Origin of the sequence: Pseudomonas sp. NBRC 111131 (assembly GCF_001320525.1) — a bacterium.
In the GTDB taxonomy this organism is placed as follows: Bacteria; Pseudomonadota; Gammaproteobacteria; order Pseudomonadales; family Pseudomonadaceae; genus Aquipseudomonas; species Aquipseudomonas ceruminis.
On the sequence record NZ_BCBH01000019.1, the window covers coordinates 49,938 to 67,969 of the forward strand.

Genomic DNA, 18,032 nt, shown 5'->3' on the forward strand with positions numbered 1-18,032 from the left:
GCCCCCAGGAAACTGCCATGCAACGCCCATTCGTCATTCTTGCCCACGTCGCCCACCCTGCCATTCTTGAGGGTTTCCTGCCTGCCGCGCACAAACGCGGGTTGCCGATCGTGGTGATCACCGACCACGCTCAGGAACACCGGCGCCTGCTCGCCACCTCGCACATTTCGCCGGATGAGCTGCACGTTATCGAATGTGATGTGTTCAATCCGCTAGCGGTCGTCGAGACACTCAACAGCCAGGGTTTGCGCCCCGCCGCAGTGTTCTCCAACAGCGATCACCTGCAGACCGCGACAGCAATGGTGGCCGAGATATTCGAATGCCCCGGCAAGGACTGGCGACTGTGCTATGCGGCAAAGAACAAGGCGGCCATGCGCGAGCGCATGCAACGTCTCGGCTTGCCCGGCCCATGGTTCCAGGTGATTACATCGAATTCCAAACTGCCGACCGATGCGCCATGGCCGGTGGTCGCCAAGCCTCGTGAAGGCGTCGCCAGCCTGGACGTCAGACTGTGTCACAACGCCGCCGATCTGGCCGTTTACTGCAAACAGTTCTGGCAGCAGCAACCGGACCGGGCGTTGTTGCTGGAGGCGTACATGGAAGGTCCTTTATTCACCCTCGAGACACTGGGCGACGGGCGCAACCTGCAAGCCATCGGTGGCTTCGACGTCACCCTTTCAGCACCGCCGCATTTCGTAGAACTCGCCGCACGCTGGAATGGACAACTCAGCCGCGCGCAGCGCGCCGGCGCGCTGGCTCAAGTGGCCGCGTTCGGGGTCAATTTCGGGGTTTGCCACAGCGAGTTCATTCTGACCGCCCAAGGCCCGGTACTGGTTGAGATCAACTATCGCAGCATCGGCGATGGTCGCGAGTTCCTGCTTGATCGGCTGCTGCCACAGGGTTGGTTCGACCGCATCGTCGCTTTGTATTTGGGAGACAGCCTGATCGACGCGCAACCGGCGCAAGCCGAAGCAACCGTTCATTACCTTGTGGTCGACCGCTCGGGGCGTCTGGATCAGGCCAGCGCCAGCTTCAACGTCGAACGTGAGGGCCATTGGTGCGATTACCGCGCACTTCACAACACCGGCGACACCGTGACCATCAGCCATTCCAACAAGGACTACGTCGGCGTACTGAGACTGATCGCGCCGGATGAGGTGAGCCTCGAAGCGCAACTGAATTCGACTCTGAACGACCTGAAATGGGTGATGGCATGAGCCTGTATCCGGACGCCGCGGATCAGGCGTTCATTACTCGACGCATCATCGATTGCTGCCTGCGCGAGGACATCCGAGGGATCGTCAGCACAGGACAGATTTGTCGGCTGCCGGAAGAACTGAGTCAACACTTGCAGCATCAGCCCGACGCAAGCTGGCTGCGAATCGCCCATCTGGGCGCCGACGAACTATGGCTGCCGGTGGTCAAGGCGTATCCGTTGCAGGACTGGATCGGTACAGGCGACGCCTGGATCAAAGTGTCGCCGCAAAGCCACGGCGAGGTTCAACACGGCTACGGGCTCTGGCTGGGCCACCTGAGCCACGGTCTGGACGAAGAAAGTCTGACGCTGTTCGCGGCGTACCTGAAAGAAGCGGATTGCGCGACCGAACACCGGACCCTGTGCAATCAGGCGTATCGCCAGCATGGCCCTGCGCTGAGCGACGTGACTGCCCTGAAAGACTGGTCGCAGAGGCTGCTGAAGATCGATCAACTGGCGAGCTACCTGGATCACCCGTTTTATCCAACGGCGCGGGCCAAAAGCGGCTTCGATGCCGCCGCGCTCAAAGGCTACGCGCCGGAGTTTGCGCCGCGCTTCGAACTCAACTGGCTGGCGATTCCCAACAACGCCCTGACCCTGACCAGCCCACAGCCGCTGCACTGGCCGGACTTCGAGGACGTCGGCTTGTCACCGACCTTGCAAAACAGCCATTCATTACTGCCAGTACACCCGCTGACATGGGGCGAACTGGAGCAATACGGCCTGCCTGAAGGAACGCTCAAGGCTCCACGTTCGGCCATGCAGGTCGAACCTACGCTGTCCGTGCGCACGGTGGTCTGCATCAATCAACCTCAGTGGCACATCAAACTACCGTTGTTAGTCAGCACGCTCGGTGCGCGCAATTTGCGCCTGATCAAGCCCAGCACCCTATACGACGGTCACTGGTTCCAGACCACCCTGCAGGCCTTGACCGAGCGCGATCCGGCACTGGCGTCACGTTATCTGCACGTTGACGAAAAACACGGTGGTCATGCCGACGAAAGTCGTCACCTAGCCTATATCGTGCGCCGTTACCCGACGGGTCTTGAGAACACCACACTCGTACCTGTCGCCGCGTTGGCCAGTCCGCTTGCCGATGGACGCCTTTTCCTCGAACAGTTGGCCGAGCGCTTCTACGCAGGTTCGTTGCAACACTGGCTGGACGATTATCTCGATCTGCTGCTGCAGGTCCATCTGCGGTTGTGGCTGCATTACGGCATCGCGCTGGAGGCCAACCAGCAGAACGCCGTCTTGATGTTCGAACAAGGTCAGCCATTGCGCCTGCTGATGAAGGACAACGACGCCGCTCGCCTGTGGCCTCAGCGCTTCACCCATGCGTGCCCGGATCTCGCTGATCTGCCGGCAGTCTTGCAGGACGAGCGCATTCGCGTCGACAGCAGCCAACCGTTGGCCGAGATGTTCTGCACCATCACCTTGCAGCTGAATATTGTTGCGATCCTGGAAGCGATAGCGACCGCAGGCCTGGCCTCTCGATCCGGTCTGTACGGCACGCTGCGTCAGCGTCTCATGACCTGTCTGCAACATCTCGAAGCAGAAGGCATCGACTGTGACGACGCGCGTCAATGGCTGCTCGACAGCCCGAAACTGCCGGTGAAATACCTGCTCAGCGCCGGCAGCCTGTTCAGCAAGGCGCATTCCGGTGCCAGCGACATCAACAAGTTCTATGGCTACAGCGCGGCGAACTTCCTGCTGGAGGATGCTCCATGCAACGGAGTCTGATCACCAGCGTTCTGCTGGGGCATTACCTGTCGGCTTTCACGGCGCTGGGTATTCCGTTGTACTTGCCGCGCATCCTCGCCGACCTCGCACCTGACACACCAGGCTGGGCCATCGGGGTGCTGTTCGTACTGCCGACACTCTGCACCGCACTGGCGGCGCCGATCTGGGGACGCTGGGCCGATCGCAACGGTTGTCGCTTGTCGTTGCTGCGTGCGCATGCCGGACTGTTCGCGGGCTTCCTGCTGGCAGGCTTCAGCCCCAATCTGCCGGTGTTCGTCCTGGCATTGATCATCCAGGGCACCTTCGGCGGCGCGATGGCGGCGTCCAACGCCTACCTGTCGACTCAGTTCAAGGAAGGCGATCTGTCCCGCGCCCTGAACTGGACGCAGTATTCAGCACGTCTGGCGATGATCAGTGGCCCAATCCTGTTGGGGCTGCTGACCTCACAGGGTTTGGGATTAAGCCTGTATCGCTATCTGGCCTGGTTACCGCTGCTGGCGTTTGTGCTCGTCCTGCCGCTGCCCAAGGACGCCCCCAAACATGCCTTGAGCAGCAAGAAAGCCGTGGCCTTGGGCGAACTGCCTGAAGACATGCCGCGGCTGATGGCGGTGCAGTTTCTGTTCAGCTTCGCGATGGTCGTCACCTTTCCCTATTTCGTGCCCTTCGGCGAACAACTGAAAATTGGCAACGATGCCTTGATCGGCGTGCTCTACAGCCTGCCGCATCTGGTTTACCTGCTGGCCCTACCCTGGGCTCAGAAGCATCAGGGCAACCTGCTGTTGCCGGGGCTGGCGCTGCTGGCAATCAGTAACGCGTTGCAATTCTGGAGCGTGCAGGCCGAGCCGCTGTTCGCTCTGCGTCTACTCAGCGGGGCCGGCATGTTGCTGAGTTTTGTCGGGCTGCACCGCTGTCTGAGCCAGCGCAGCCGCCAAGGCAGCGCCGGCCGCCTGTTTGGCTGGTTCGACTCCAGTGGCAAATGGGCCGGCACTGCTGCCGGGGTCACTGCCGCTCTGGTCAGTCAGACCTGCGGCATCGCGTCCCCCTTTCTCGTTGCGTGCCTGGCGGCCATAGCGGCCATGGTGCTCGCCCGCCCTCTATTGATGACTTCCCGGGAGATTCCGGCATGACTTTCGCTCTGAATACCGCATCGCTGAACACCGTATCCCAGCATGACCATGCCCTCGATGGCGAAGCCCAACGACATGCCATCGAGTGCCTGCTCAATTGCTATTTGCGCGAATACGCATTGCCCCGCAACGAAGTGAACCTGAACGATCAAGCACAGGATTTGCCGATGAGCCTGCGCCAAGCCAACAGTCGTTGCATCAGCATTCGCCTGCCCAGTGGCCGGTTGATCGTACGCATCGACCGCGCCAGTCTTCTGGGCCGCTGCCACTACATCAGCGCCCCCTACTTCAAAGGCAATAACCAGAGCTGGCGACCGTTGGACGCCCACGAACTGGCGCGCCTGCTCTGTACCCCGCTGAGTGGAGCCGACCGCGTCGGCGAGATGCTGCAACAGATCGGTAACAGCCTGCAGATCACCCGTACCTTTCTGCGGCATTCACGCCCGGCCAACCAAGCAGCCGACAGCCTGCTGGCGTCCGAGCAACATCAGCTGTGGGGCCATGCCCTGCATCCGACACCGAAAAGTCGCGAGGGCATCTCCCATGACGATTTGCTGACCTGCTCGCCGGAAGTTGGGGCGCGCTTTCAGTTGCACTGGTTCAAGGTTGATCCGACGCTGATTCGTCATCAGGGCGAGGATCCGCGCAGCACGCTACGCCAACTGTCGGGGCGTGAGGGCGCCTATCCGTGCCACCCTTGGGAAGTCGCCCGCGTGCTTGCTGACCCGCTGGTGCAACGGGCGCAACAACAGGGTTTGATCACCTACCTCGGCCCCCTGGGTCAGGCCATGTACCCGACGTCGTCTGTGCGCACGCTCTACCATCCGCAGATGGCCTACTTCATGAAGTTCTCGATGCACGTGCGCCTGACCAACTGCGTGCGCAAGAACGCTTGGTATGAACTCGACAGCGCCGTCGCCCTCACTCACCTGCTCGGCCCCATCATGAGCGAGTTGGCGACGCAACAACCGGGCTTCATGTTGATGCCCGAACCCTGCGCCACCAGCCTGGACCTCAGCGCCCTGGGTACGCTGGAGGAGGCCCGCGAAGTCACCGAATGTTTCGGTATCGTTTACCGGGAAAACCTTTCCGTCGCCGAACGCGAGCGTTATCAGCCGCAAGTGGCAATGGCGCTGTTTACCTGGGATCAACAAGGTCGCAGTGTCTGCCGCCCACAGGTACAGCGCTACGCCGACAACACCGGCTTGACCATTGAGCAAGCCACGTTGAACTGGCTCGATGCCTATGCCGGTCAGATGCTCGGCGGTGTGCTGTATTGCCTATTCCGTCAGGGCGTGGCGCTGGAGCCGCATTTGCAGAACACGGTCATCGGCTTCGCTGAAAACGGCCTGCCCAGTCAGGTCTGGATTCGCGATCTGGAAGGTACCAAGCTGGTCCCTGAAATCTGGCCCGCTGAACGCCTGAGTGCGCTGGATGAACGCACCCGCAGCTCGGTGTACTACAGCGCGCAAAAGGCCTGGCAACGAGTGGGCTACTGCGCACTGGTGAACAATCTCGGCGAAGCGATCTTCCATCTGGCCAACGGCAGCGGCATGCTGGAACAACAATTGTGGGACCGAATCGGCGACCTGCTGCACGCGCAATCCACGCGTCTGGGCCATCCGACAGAACTGCGTGAGTTGTGCGCCGGCGCGCCCTTCCCAAGCAAGGAAAATTTCATGACGCGCCTGATGATGCGCGCCGACCGCGAGGCCGATTACACGTTACTGCCCAGCCCGCTGACGATGACTGAAAAGAGGAAACACGCATGAGCCTTCCTGCCTCCGTCACCCAACGCATCGAGCAGCTCAAGACTGAACACGACGCGCCATTGTGCGCCTACGTCTACGACCTGCCTGCCCTTGAACGGCACGTAAAGGCAATGCGTCAGGTACTGCCCGAAAACTGCGAATTGTTCTACGCCGCCAAGGCCAACCCGGAAGCCCTGGTGCTGAAAACCCTGGCGCCGTGGGTAGACGGATTCGAGGCGGCCTCCGGCGGCGAGCTGACGTGGCTGCATGAACAGTGCCCCGACCAGCCGCTGATCTTTGGTGGCCCTGGCAAACTCGATCGCGAACTGGATATCGCCCTGCAGTACCGGATTTCGGCGTTTCACGTGGAGAGCGTGACCGAACTGCGCAGTCTGGCGCGCATCGCCCGCGAACGCGGTGTGCGGGCTCCGGTGATGCTGCGGCTGAATCTGAAGCTGGCCCAGACACCGCAGAGCCGATTGGTCATGGGTGGCAAACCCACGCCGTTCGGTCTGGATGAAGAAGGCCTTGCAAGCGCCCTGCAATTGCTGCGCGAAGAGCCGTCCCTAGAGCTCAAGGGACTGCATTTTCATCTGTTGTCGCACCAGCTGGATGTCGACGCGCACCTTGAATTGATTCGCAGCTACTTCCTGACCTTCCGCCAGCTGTGCGCCGACCACGACCTGCAACTGCCGCTACTGAATGTCGGCGGAGGGATGGGCATCAACTATCAGGACGCGGCCAGGTCATTCGACTGGCCACGGTTTTGTCAGGGCCTGCAGGGGTTGATCAATGAATACGACATGGGCGCGACCCGCATACGTTTCGAGATCGGCCGCTTCATCAGCGCTGCCTGTGGTTACTACGTCATGCAGGTGCTGGACATCAAAAGCAGTCACGGCGAGTTTTTTGCCATCGGACGTGGCGGTACCCATCACTTTCGCACGCCTGCGGCTCAAGGCCACAATCATCCGTTCACGGTACTACGAGGCTCGCAGCCGGCACAAATCAGTGATCAGTCCGTGACGCTGGTGGGCCAGTTGTGTACACCAAAAGACGTCCTTGCCAGACAACAACCAGTGGCGCAGCTAACGATTGGTGACCTGCTAGTATTCACTCTCGCGGGCGCCTATGCCTGGAACATCTCGCACCAGAACTTCCTGATGCACGAACCGCCGTTGAAGGTTTTTATCGAGGGCTGATTCCACGCTATTGTCAGCCTCTGTGCTGCCCTTCCCGTATCTGTGGCTGCTTGTCCGATGTGTCCTTCAAACTCTTCGGACCACTACAGTTTGCCTATCCCTTATGTTAAGGGGGGGGGGAAACGGTGTCCTGTCTTTCAGAGGGCTCGTCCAGATGGGATGATTGCAGTCCTTCAACCAAGCAAGTTGGAGGGAGCGCTCCTGTCGGCCACCTATTAAGTTGAGACGGTCGTTCCGAGTCGTGCCAATGGCTTGAATCAGAATGATATGTATTTACTTACAAAAGATAACCGTTATCATCTGCGCGATAATTCATACAAAAGGTGTTCATGGTGGCTCGATCGCGCATTTACCCAGTCTCTCTGTCGTTGCTGGGCGTTCTGGTTGTACCTGATTTACAGGCAGAAACGGAGTCTGCTCTAACCCTACCGGCAACCGCTGTGAACAGTGAGTACAGCGAGCAGAGCTACATGTCGACCGAGAGCAGGAGCGCGCTGAAGATCGATGCCCCTCTACGAGATATCCCGCAAACCGTCAACGTAATTCCCCAGAGCGTTATCAAGGATCAGGGGGCTCAGTCGATGGAAGACGTGCTGAAGAATGTCCCCGGTATCGGCCTGTCCAATGGCGATGGCCAGCGCGATCAAGTCACCATCCGTGGTTTCAGCGCCATTGGCGACATGTACGTCGACGGCATTCGTGACGATGCGCTGTACTTCCGTGATCTGTCCAACGTCGAGCGGGTGGAAGTGATCAAGGGGCCGGCCGCAGTGCTCTATGGCCGAGGCTCTTCGGGCGGTCTGATCAACAGCATCAGCAAGAAGCCCAACTTCACGCCCAAGCAGGAGGTCGGTGTCAGTGTCGACAGCGAGGGCAAAAAGCGCACTCAGTTCGATGCCGGTTGGGCCGATCAGCAACAGGGCGATAAAGCCTTTCGTGTGACAGGGGCGCTGGAGAACAGCGACACCTTCCGGGATGACGGCTACATCGACCGCAAGGCCATCGCGCCTTCGGCCTACTTCAAGCTCTCCGACGATCTGGAACTGAACCTGGGCGCTACCTATCTGTATGACAAGCGCCTGATCGACTTCGGTATCCCAGCACGAGGCGACCGTCCAGTCGATGTGGACCGCGATAAGCGTTTCGGTTCCGCTGATCCAGATGACGATTACACCCGCAGCGAAGTGTTCTCGTTCACGGCCGGCGTCGATTACAGCATCAATGACGACTTCACCCTGAGCAACACCAGCCGCTACTACCACTACGACCTGGATCGCAACAATACGCTCGCGGACTCCAGTCCAACGCGTTTCGTTACCGCCGCCAACGGCGAATTGCTGGTAAAACTCAACCGCGGCAACGTGCAGCGCAAGGAAGACGGTTGGTTCAACCAGACCGAACTCAAGCAGCGCGCCGTGCTCGCCGGGATGAACCATAACCTGCTCTATGGTGTGGAGCTGGGGCGCCAGGTGAAGGACCAGTCCGTGTTCAGCCAACCCAACGTGGCAAGGGTGCCGGTGTACCGCGATGCTTTGGTCGACGTGCCGTTCCAGGCCAACCGGCAAACCGCCAAGGGCACCAATACTCAGGACACTGCCGGGTTCTACGTGCAGGACCTGATCGAACTGGCGCCGCAGTGGAAAGCTCTGCTGGGAGTGCGTTATGACGTGTTTGACCAGGAATACGCCGATGACCTGACGAACAAGGAACTCTCCCGCACCGACACTACCTGGAGTCCGCGAGTCGGTCTGGTCTACCAGCCTGATCATGTGCAGTCCTATTACGTCTCGGTGAGCCGTTCCTACCAGCCCTCTGCCGAAATGTTCGCTCTGAGCACGACGAACCAGGACCTTGAGCCGGAGGAAACCACCAACTTCGAGATCGGCGGCAAATGGGACCTGCTCGACAATCGCCTGGCGTTGACGGCGGCGCTGTTCCGGCTGGAACGCACCAACATGAAAACCACCGATCCGGCGAACCCGACCAAACTGGTGCTTGCGGGAGAGCAGCGTACTGATGGTCTCGAACTGACCGCCAGTGGGCAGTTGAGCGAAAAATGGCAGGTATATGCCGGTTACGCCTATCTGGATGCCGAGATCACCAAGTCCAACAGCCGTACCAACGGTATCGCCAACGAAGGCCAGACTCCGACCTTGACCCCGCGCCACAGTGCCAATTTGTGGTTGGTACGTTCTTTGACACAGGAGTGGCGTGTAGGCATGGGGGCGAACTATGTCGATGACCGTTACACCGCCTTGGATAACCAAGTGGTCATGCCGGCCTACACCACCGTGGACGCAGCGTTGCTCTACAACCAGCCGAAATGGGACATGGCCCTGCGTCTGCGCAATGTCTTCGACAAGGACTATTACGCTTCGGCGCATGGCTCGGTGGATCTGATCACACCCGGCGCACCACGGACGCTGGAGCTGAGCACCAACTACCGCTTCTGAGTACGGACCTGAAGAACAAACGCCCGGCATTGTCGAGCGTTTCCTCACGGCTGGGCCTGTACTCCCAGCCGTGCAGTGGCAGCTTTCAAAAGCCCAACTAATCTTCAATGCGCGGGTTTGAGTGAGAATCTGTCGTGTGAGAGCTTTAACGATACGAGTTTGCTCTTATAGATCAATGGCTTGAGATGAAACGGCAACAGACCCTAGGGTGTCTGCTGTCGATTGATGATGGGCAGAGGGCGGGAAAGAAACTGTTCATCCAAGCCCCGAATGTAAGCGTTATAAGCCCAGCGTACAAACTGCTCGAGCAATCGATCATTCTCCATCCGCAGACGTTGATTCTCCGCTTCCAAACGAGCAATTCGCTCGTTTGCAACTTGTAATTCAGGACTGCTGGCCTTCTTCACTCCTACTGTGGTTGAGAGTGTTTGCTTACGCAGTATGAACGCACGCCGAATCCGCTCATGTTTATGCAGAGTCTGGCGCGTGTAGGTTCCTCGTAAACGGCGAGCGACGCTTAAGATCAGCAGGTCCCACGTCAGTTTTCCAGACCAACCATCCAGGATCGACACGATCTGCTCTATAGCATCTGGGGTTAGATTTCTCGAACGAGACATTACAGGTCCTCAGCCTCTATGCATGGCACATCTGGATCTTCAGTGTCTGGTCCCGGCAAATTACGCTTGTTCAATATTTTATGGTGGGTCAGCAACTGTTCCAGCCTTGACGCTGGGACGATCCCACGCGGCTGGATAATTGCATTTGCGGCAACGGAAGAGTCCTCAAAAATGGCACACAGTTCATCCAGTCGTTTAAGGGTCAGTGTCTGGTGCTCGACCCAACGGTTGGCACCAAACTCCTCCTCGCCCAGCGCTTCTAACGCTTTTGCGAGGAGGGCCTGGGTTTCCTGACGATACTGGCGTATAGCCTGCTCTCGGACCACATCACCTTTGATGCATACATGCTCATCACAATTGGGGCAATCTCGATGGAGTTGGCAAGGCAACATGGAAAAATCGTGCAGGCAATACCCCAAATCCGTTGTATGGGCGGTCATGATCTTCAGCGTCGCAAACTGATCCCGCGAGATCAAACTACTTGGAGGGATACCTGCCACATGACCTGCCGACTTTTCCGGGTCACCCAAAGCGGACCTCGCGAGCGCCAACACATCCCTATCGGACTGATGGTCATAGCACTTGTTTTGTCCGAGTTTGGCGCGACCGCTCCATTTGGCGATGTCGAGTTGCGATAATCCGCCCATCTGTGCCACGGTATTTAAAAAATGGCGAAATTGATGCGTCGTGATACTCATTGGACTGCCATCTAACTCACGATAACCGAACCGTTCGAAAATATTGAGAAAAGTTCGAGTACTACCTAGTTGCTTCTGAGTATAAGCGGTGTCTGGCAAGACGATTACCCCACGGTACGTTCCCCACAACTCGGTTAGCTCATTCAGCCGTGTCAAGCAAAGCGCTTCACTGTACTTCAGGTTGTTCTTCTGATCTGCCAGCGGGAAGTTAGCTGGCAGCATCGAAAGGATTACTCGCTCAACGTCCGCGAACAAAAACCTCGGAGCATGTCTCTGCTGTGGGTCATATGGAATATGTTCAAAAATCCCCTGCTTTCTGCACCACCCCGCCCCTTGCGCGGTTTGATTGCCATTGGGGGGTGGGGCGAGAAAAACAATCGCGCCCACCTGTTCTGAACTAATTAACGACCGCCCCCGTAACGCCTCCAGCTCCGTTGGCAAATACATCGCATCAGGGTGCTGCTCATACCACCGTGCCACTTCCCGCGCTGGCGTGGAAATGGTCCTGAGCTTACTCACCGCCTCGCGGGCAACACTGGCCATGGATTGCACCACCCATTTGACTTGTGCCTTACCACCCTTTGAAGGCCGCCAGCGCAATCCATACAGTTGTTGATTTGCTTTTGGATCGAACTCCTCGACTTCACACTGGTTTGAAATGGACATCACCTCATTAATGCGGCTCGGCGCCGACGCAAGCAACGCACAGACACTGGAGGTAAAAATATCGCCTGGCTTCTCGGCGGTTCTGAAAATTTCGGCAATCGCTTCTAACGAAGCTGACGAGGGCAGACGGGCCCGGCGCGACGCATCAAACTCTGGGCCAACACTGCGCACAAAGTTCGCTGGTGCCCGAAGTGGATTTTGCCATTGAAGAGGCAGCGTACAGAGTTGATGCTCCACCAGGAACTGCGAAATGCGTTTGAGTTCTGCCCCGGCAAAAAATGCGGCAGAGGCTTGGTAGCGTTCGTTTAGTATCGCGCACGCACGATTAAAATGCCCCAGACTTGCCTTAATAGGTGTGACACAACTCTCCGTTTCTTCCAGAGCTACAGCGAGGGAGCGGAGCGCGGCCAATCGTGAACTGACGGTTGTATACGCGCACAACGAATAATCATAACGGCAGTAGGCTTTGGCAAAGTCTTTGTAAGGCTGAGGCAAGCAACAGGAATCCTTTTGCCCTCGTCCACTGGGGAATCCATGAAATCGCATGCTTGAACAAGAATTACGTCGTTTCAATCGAACAAAATTGGTGACATCCCAACTGTCCGCCTCAAAGACCAACTCACTGCCAAAAGCCGTCAGAGACTCTCTGGCGAGGGTAACGAAGTCCCTGAGATTGTCCTCAGCCGCCTGCTCTGCTCGGGGCTTAAACAGGATTACCCTATCGTCCATGAGCCTGCTCCTTTCTGCTGCGACATAATTGGACCACTTCTGCCACTGCGAGCAGCGTTCGATCGTTGATCGCCGCGATACGACCGTCCGGATAGCGTTTAGCATCCGCTAGCAAGAAATCCAGGACCGCCTCATGCGGCCCGTCCAACCAAGGTTGAAAACACTGACAGGTGTAACAGGCCACGGGGGCAAATAATCCGCAGAAACTGAAGCTGCCACATGACCCCATTGGCCGTGCGCTTTGATCGATACGCAAATCGATAATTCGGCTGGAGCGGTCTGCTCCACGAACGGCATTGTCCTCATGAGCTATCAGTTGACCTTTAAAAGCTTGAGCCAGAGGCGCCATGTACAGCGCAGTCGCCTTTTCAATCCGCATCGCAAGCTCTGGTGTCGCAGCTACATAGACAGCCGCAGAGTCAGTTCGCGAATGATCAAGCAAGTCCGCAATGACCAAAACCCCGTGCCCTTCACGCGCAAGATTCGTCCCTAACGTACGCCGAAAGCGCAAGGCACAGATGTTAACTATTTCCCCCGTGCGCTCAGAGCGGACGGATAGCTTGTCCAACGCGGTCACCAACAATTTCCGTAAATTCTCGCTGGTACGGTGGTATCTGGCCCATCCTGGCCCGTCCGCCAAATACTGTGACTGCCGGGGTAAAGGAAACAGGGGCGCCTGCTGGGGGTCTGGAAACGCTCCAATAAAGCGCTCACTGACGCGTCGGGCATAATCAAACAACGGTCGACCAATTTGATTCACCAGCGCTCGCGGCTTGAGTTCCTGGCGGAGCAATGCGTTTTGTTGCTTCGCACGCGGAACAAGCAAAAGAAAAGACTCTGTTCCATCCGCAGCCACCGAGCGCACAACATCACAAACCTTTAAGGCTGCCAACTGAACAGGGCGGGAACCCAACGCAATAAACAACCATGCCAGCAGGTATATGTCCTCACTCAAACGCCCTGCGCCGTAAGCTTCATTCAGGGCATCTTGAATACCCACTTGCTCAATTGGAGTAAATGGACCCAACTCGGGATCCCACGTCAATACAGCGATTCCGGTTTCTCGCTTCCGGAGCTTTTTCCTGTCCAGGACGTACACCACATCATCCTGAATACCCGGCAAGCTCATGGCATGCCATCGGCGTAAAAACGCAAAGAGATCGCGTGTTTGAAAGTCATTGGCATCGCAATGTATCAATACGTCATTTCCGCAGATAGTTTCCAACGGTTCAACGCGCCCCTCTTGCAATCGCAAGGCAAATGCTTTTAAAGCCGCAAAGCGACCCATCACAGTACTAGGCGCCCTATTTTCAACGAACCAAATCAACGTAAGATGGAATGAAGCCATGAGCACAGCAGAAAAATGTAGCCCAGAAAAATCCATGTAAACCGAATACACACCGTCCCGGTACGACCAAGCAGGCCGGTTAGGGAATCTCCGAACAAGCCTTCAGTTATGCGAGAATCCCCGCAACACCTGATCCGAGCCGCCCATGAGCCAGATGAGCTTTTCCGACTTTGAGTACGCCGGCAAGCGCAAGCAGACCCGCCGAGAGCGCTTCCTCGCCGAAATGGATCAGGTGGTGCCCTGGGCAGGCCTGCTGGAGCTGATCGAACCGTTCTACCCCAAGGCCGGCGGCGGTAGAAAACCCTATCCTCTGGAAACCATGCTGCGCATCCATCTGTTGCAGAACTGGTTCTCCCTGAGCGACCCGGCCATGGAAGAAGCGCTCTACGAAATCACGCCCATGCGCCAGTTCGCACTCCTGACGCTGAGCGCGCCAATCCCCGAAGACACCACGATCATGAACTTCCGGCACTTGCTGGAGAAGCATCAGCTCGCACCGGCAATCCTTGCGGTCATCAATGGTTATCTGCAGGAAAAAGGCCTGTCGCTGCGCCAAGGCACCATCGTCGATGCCACCATTATTCATGCCCCCAGCTCGACCAAAAATAAAGAAGGCAAGCGTGATCCCGAGATGCACCAGACCAAGAAAGGCGGTCAGTATTTCTTCGGGATGAAGGCGCACATCGGTGCCGATGTCGAGTCCGGCCTGGTGCATCACGTCCATGGCACCGCTGCCAATGTGGCCGATGTCACGCAGGTGGCTGAACTGCTGCATGGCGAAGAAAACGCCGTGTATGCAGATGCCGGTTACACCGGTGTCGAAAGGCGCGAAGAGCATGAAAATCGGGGGGTGATCTGGCAGATTGCAGCGCGTCGCAGCACCTATTCCAAGCTGAACCAGCGCAGCGTACTGTACAAAGCCAAGCGCAAGATCGAGTTCTGCAAGGCTCAGACACGGGCCAAGGTCGAGCATCCGTTTCGCGTGATCAAGCGGCAGTTTGGTTACGTGAAAGTACGTTTTCGTGGGCTGATGAAAAACACGGCTCAGTTGACCACGCTGTTCGCCCTGGCAAACCTGTGGAGGGTTCGAAAACAGCTCATGGGTATGGGTGAGGTTCGCGTTTAACACGGAGAACCGGTCGAAAAAGCTCTCCGTACATGATTTTTCGGTCACTTTTCGTCCAATGACGCTGTAGGTGCCTGGAAAATTGCAACTTGCCGCGGCTGCACGACAAGTTGATCGGAGCATCCTTAGGATCAAACGCGATACCGCTTTTGCTACGAATTACCGACGGAAGTGAAGGACAGAAATCAATTCCATCGATTACGTAGTTTTCCCCTGGTTTTTTAATCATCGGAAGGAGCCTCCACACGCAATTGTTTTTGCATTTGCAAGGACACAGCGGTGGCTTTTTTCTTGATATGACGCTGGTTATACACAATCGCCATTCCGGATGTTTCGGACCACCCCATCAATCGTGACCGCAGTTTTTGCTCCATGGTCGGCGACACATCACTTCTATCAATCGCTTCCGAAAAAATATCGTTCCAGGTATGGCGAAGGAGATGAGGGCAGATGTTTTCTGGTAGTTCCGGACAGTGTTGCCGTAAAGTGATAAATACTTTATTTAGCGCCGCAAGACTCAGTGGTTTTCCTGAGCCACCGGCTACCCAAAGATATTCATGCTTACGCGAGCCTGTAACATTTCGACGAATGGACATTACATACGCTCGCGTGAGCGCTACCAACTCTGCGTCGAGCGCTAATAATCGACCGCTTGTTTTGGCATTCGGCTGTCTCAACCGTGGATCCGCCGGATCGTCTGCCCTCCTGGCAATTAAAACTTCATTGGTCTGAAAGTTAATATCCGAGATTTTGACACCAAGCAACTCACCTCTCCTGACTCCCAAGGACAATAGCCAGCGAATCATTAAGTAGTTTCGCTGCCGAACAAATTCATGAGACCACGGATTATGCTCAAACTCTGGAGCAACCACCTGTTGCAGTAGCGATACCATTTGTTCAGTTAGGCCCTCACGAGGCGTAACATTGGATAAGCGCTGCACTGAAGGAATGCGAGCCTTTATGGCTGTAGAAACCAGTTCACGGAGTTTTTCCACCCCTGAAAAATGTGGGTTTCCTGCGCCTGTTTTTAGTAAGTGGTCGGTCGCAATCCAGTCAAGGTAACGGGCAATGTATAAAAGCCGTATAGCAATAGTACCAGGATGAATTTTTGGCGTACTAAAGCCACTGGTAGACCATGGCGATACAAACTTTCCATTTCCAATTTTTTTTCTGTCGCCCGCTGTAATTGGTAATTTACACGCCCCAACGATAGCTTCTATGTCTCCAACCGTTAAAAACTGGCCGTCGCGCAAACGGGCGGACAAATCTATCTTTAGTTCATCAAAAACAATGAACAGCACCATCAACGACCGAAGCGCCTGTTGGAGTGTGCTCGTCGACAAATTCGCCGTTCGTAACTCTGTCAGTACCCAAAGGTTAGCGCTGTGCACGGGCATGCCGTCTTGCTGAAGGCAAAGCACTGGAAAGCGCTCACCACCGTCGAACCGCACGAGTTTGATTCTGTAAGGGTTCATTGTTTACACACTCCTAAGGTAAACTATAATAAACCCTAGACTACAATCCTACTTTTCGCAAAAAAGTACGCTAATCCTCTGTTTTTATTATATTTCCCTCCTAAATATTTACGTTTTAATAGAAGTCGGCGCTACTGCCAAAGCCCGCACTCGGCGGGCTGATGATCGGCGGCGGTTTCCTATTGCGCATCAGGGTCAACCGCGACCCACGCTTTTGCACCGTTGTAGTCGTCGCCGCCCTCGGCCTTGAAGACCACCCCGGCCTTGTCCACGGCGTACGCACCTGGGCGCTCGCTGGCCGGGTCGCGCAGTTGATCCTTCCAGCCGTACACGTCGCCGTCCCACACCAGCACGACGCCTTCACGGTGTTCCTGGTTGCCTGCTCGCCACTTCGCGGCGGTCGAGCGCAGCGCCTCGATCAGTTGTGCCATGGTCACGTTTTCCTACACGTCCTGAATGAGATTGCGTAGCCGCTCCAGCACGGCCCGAGCGAACTCAGGCGCTGCCGCTTTGGCGTCCTCGATGCTGGCAAACCCGCTACCAATGTGGCCCAAATAATCCAACTCGAAAGCGCCGGCATCGTCGGTGATGGCCATCATTTCCTGACCCGCGAAACGGGCGACTTGCATCACGTCGGGGCTATCCCCCCACCAGACCTGTTGAGGCCGATTCAGGGGGAATACGTCCCCCTCTCTAACTTTGATCTGCATGCTCTTTTCCTCGAACAAATCAGTGGTTAGTCTTGGGGTCAACCCACAGCTCACGACCGCGACGATAAAACACGACCTCGTGTCCATCGCGTTCAAGCTCTGCAGCTTCCGCAAGCACAGCTGCGGCTGTCGAGTCTGGCCCAAACACCTGTGCCATATGCTCAAGAATCGCCCGGTTGACTATTTTCGTAACGTTTGGATCGTCGATCATCTGAGCGTCGTTTTCCTTGTTACCCGGCTGCATGGGCCTGAGCTGCTTTCGCAGCCTCGACCTTTGCGGTGATGTCCTGATGGTTGGTGAGTTCATTCCCGCAACGACGAATCGAACGCTCGCCCGTGCGGATCTCTTCCGTGCAGCTGGTCGGCTTTGATTTTTGAGCACGCTTAACGGTCCCACAGGACTCGCATTGAGCAATCCAATACTTCATGGCGAATTCCGTTAACAGTTAGTCGAATCGTTTCTTGGCACACGCTGAGACTGCTTTGTAACAGTTGATTGAGAGCAGACATAGGATGATCCAGGTGATAGAAGTAAAGAGCACGTACCACAACCCTACCCCTTGGTAGATCAGGGCTGGAACAGCCGTCACAAGGCATGCGGTCATTACGCCCAAGAAAAACAGATAGATTAGGAGGCACTGGAATGTTTGGATACCCGATTTCATGGAGTTTTCCTTAGTCGATCAGCTCAATGCGACCATCGTGGTACACCCGGCGATGGCCACCGCCGTTGCAGTTCACCTCAACGACGAAATCCGGCCAGATTTGTACGATTTGCCAGTCAGCTTTTTGCATGGCGTTTTCCCGTTACTCGTCGTCAAAGTCTTCAAGCTGGCCGAACAGTGCGATTTCGCCCAAGTGGGTTTGGTCTGGCTTCGCGTGCTCCAGCTCACGCAGAATCTTCTGAGCCAGAGCCAGAGCTTGGTCCTTCGGAATAACCAAACGAACAAGATCCGGGTAATGGGACTTGCCGCCCCACATCTGCTGGCCTTTACCGACTGTAAACTCTTGATCCTTGCTACGCATGGCGCGATTCCTTTGGCTCGTTGCTACATTGGTAGAGCCGCCCGGTCTGACGTTTGATTACCTTCTGACAGCCTGGCTATCGCGGGTGATCGGTACTCCGGGCGACTCT

At 56.6% G+C, this 18,032-nt stretch carries 15 protein-coding genes and 1 pseudogene; 7 read left to right on the top strand and 9 right to left on the bottom strand.

The window, feature by feature from the left end:
* Positions 1–17 precede the first annotated feature (17 nt).
* The 6 genes from APH34_RS17695 (at position 18) to APH34_RS17720 (ending at position 9,528) form a co-directional block, all read left to right on the top strand.
* Positions 18–1,217 (top strand): acetyl-CoA carboxylase biotin carboxylase subunit family protein, encoded by a 1,200-nt coding sequence (locus tag APH34_RS17695; RefSeq protein WP_032861802.1) that lies wholly within the window; start codon positions 18–20, stop codon positions 1,215–1,217.
* A complete protein-coding gene (locus APH34_RS17700) occupies positions 1,214–2,995 on the top strand; it encodes an IucA/IucC family protein (RefSeq protein WP_032861967.1) in 1,782 nt (593 codons plus the stop codon). Before APH34_RS17695 ends, APH34_RS17700 begins: the two co-directional genes overlap by 4 nt.
* Positions 2,980–4,122: an MFS transporter gene (locus APH34_RS17705; protein ID WP_032861801.1), complete on the top strand. Its 1,143-nt coding sequence runs from the start codon at positions 2,980–2,982 to the stop codon at positions 4,120–4,122. The genes APH34_RS17700 and APH34_RS17705 overlap by 16 nt, the downstream gene beginning before the upstream one ends.
* The gene (locus APH34_RS17710; RefSeq protein WP_050593417.1) at positions 4,119–5,894 is read left to right on the top strand and encodes an IucA/IucC family siderophore biosynthesis protein; all 1,776 of its coding nucleotides are present in this window, start codon (positions 4,119–4,121) and stop codon (positions 5,892–5,894) included. The genes APH34_RS17705 and APH34_RS17710 overlap by 4 nt, the downstream gene beginning before the upstream one ends.
* Complete coding sequence (locus tag APH34_RS17715; RefSeq protein WP_032861800.1) at positions 5,891–7,075, top strand: type III PLP-dependent enzyme; 1,185 nt, start codon at positions 5,891–5,893, stop codon at positions 7,073–7,075. The genes APH34_RS17710 and APH34_RS17715 overlap by 4 nt, the downstream gene beginning before the upstream one ends.
* A gap of 329 nt (positions 7,076–7,404) precedes the next feature.
* Complete coding sequence (locus APH34_RS17720; protein ID WP_032861799.1) at positions 7,405–9,528, top strand: TonB-dependent siderophore receptor; 2,124 nt, start codon at positions 7,405–7,407, stop codon at positions 9,526–9,528.
* Between the two features lie 203 nt (positions 9,529–9,731).
* Here the strand turns inward: APH34_RS17720 and APH34_RS28750 are convergent, their stop codons facing one another.
* The 3 genes and pseudogenes from APH34_RS28750 to APH34_RS17735 form a co-directional block, all read right to left on the bottom strand.
* Positions 9,732–10,145, bottom strand: coding sequence for a hypothetical protein (locus APH34_RS28750; RefSeq protein WP_082422834.1), 414 nt, complete (start codon positions 10,143–10,145; stop codon positions 9,732–9,734).
* On the bottom strand, positions 10,145–12,238 hold the full coding sequence (locus APH34_RS17730) for a hypothetical protein (protein ID WP_050593416.1): 2,094 nt from the start codon (positions 12,236–12,238) through the stop codon (positions 10,145–10,147). Before APH34_RS17730 ends, APH34_RS28750 begins: the two co-directional genes overlap by 1 nt.
* Positions 12,228–13,655: pseudogene (locus tag APH34_RS17735) on the bottom strand (site-specific integrase); the annotation flags it as partial. The gene APH34_RS17730 and the pseudogene APH34_RS17735, both read right to left, overlap by 11 nt.
* A gap of 76 nt (positions 13,656–13,731) precedes the next feature.
* Here APH34_RS17735 and APH34_RS17740 point away from each other — a divergent pair.
* Positions 13,732–14,712, top strand: a complete 981-nt coding sequence (locus APH34_RS17740; RefSeq protein WP_004576175.1) for an IS5-like element ISPa41 family transposase — start codon at positions 13,732–13,734, stop codon at positions 14,710–14,712.
* A gap of 221 nt (positions 14,713–14,933) precedes the next feature.
* Here APH34_RS17740 and APH34_RS28755 read toward each other — a convergent pair whose 3' ends face one another.
* From APH34_RS28755 to APH34_RS17765, 6 genes are all read right to left on the bottom strand, one after another.
* Positions 14,934–16,187, bottom strand: coding sequence for a site-specific integrase (locus tag APH34_RS28755; protein WP_050593414.1), 1,254 nt, complete (start codon positions 16,185–16,187; stop codon positions 14,934–14,936).
* A 179-nt stretch (positions 16,188–16,366) separates the two neighbouring features.
* A complete protein-coding gene (locus tag APH34_RS17745; protein WP_023662156.1) occupies positions 16,367–16,618 on the bottom strand; it encodes a hypothetical protein in 252 nt (83 codons plus the stop codon).
* Between the two features lie 12 nt (positions 16,619–16,630).
* Positions 16,631–16,897 carry a hypothetical protein gene (locus tag APH34_RS17750; RefSeq protein WP_023662157.1) on the bottom strand — a complete coding sequence of 89 codons (267 nt, stop codon included), beginning with the start codon at positions 16,895–16,897 and terminating at the stop codon, positions 16,631–16,633.
* A gap of 19 nt (positions 16,898–16,916) precedes the next feature.
* On the bottom strand, positions 16,917–17,108 hold the full coding sequence (locus tag APH34_RS17755) for a hypothetical protein (RefSeq protein ID WP_128637239.1): 192 nt from the start codon (positions 17,106–17,108) through the stop codon (positions 16,917–16,919).
* A gap of 19 nt (positions 17,109–17,127) precedes the next feature.
* Positions 17,128–17,325: a hypothetical protein gene (locus tag APH34_RS29275; protein ID WP_063977588.1), complete on the bottom strand. Its 198-nt coding sequence runs from the start codon at positions 17,323–17,325 to the stop codon at positions 17,128–17,130.
* Between the two features lie 379 nt (positions 17,326–17,704).
* Positions 17,705–17,923: a hypothetical protein gene (locus tag APH34_RS17765; RefSeq protein WP_023662161.1), complete on the bottom strand. Its 219-nt coding sequence runs from the start codon at positions 17,921–17,923 to the stop codon at positions 17,705–17,707.
* Positions 17,924–18,032: the final 109 nt, after the last annotated feature.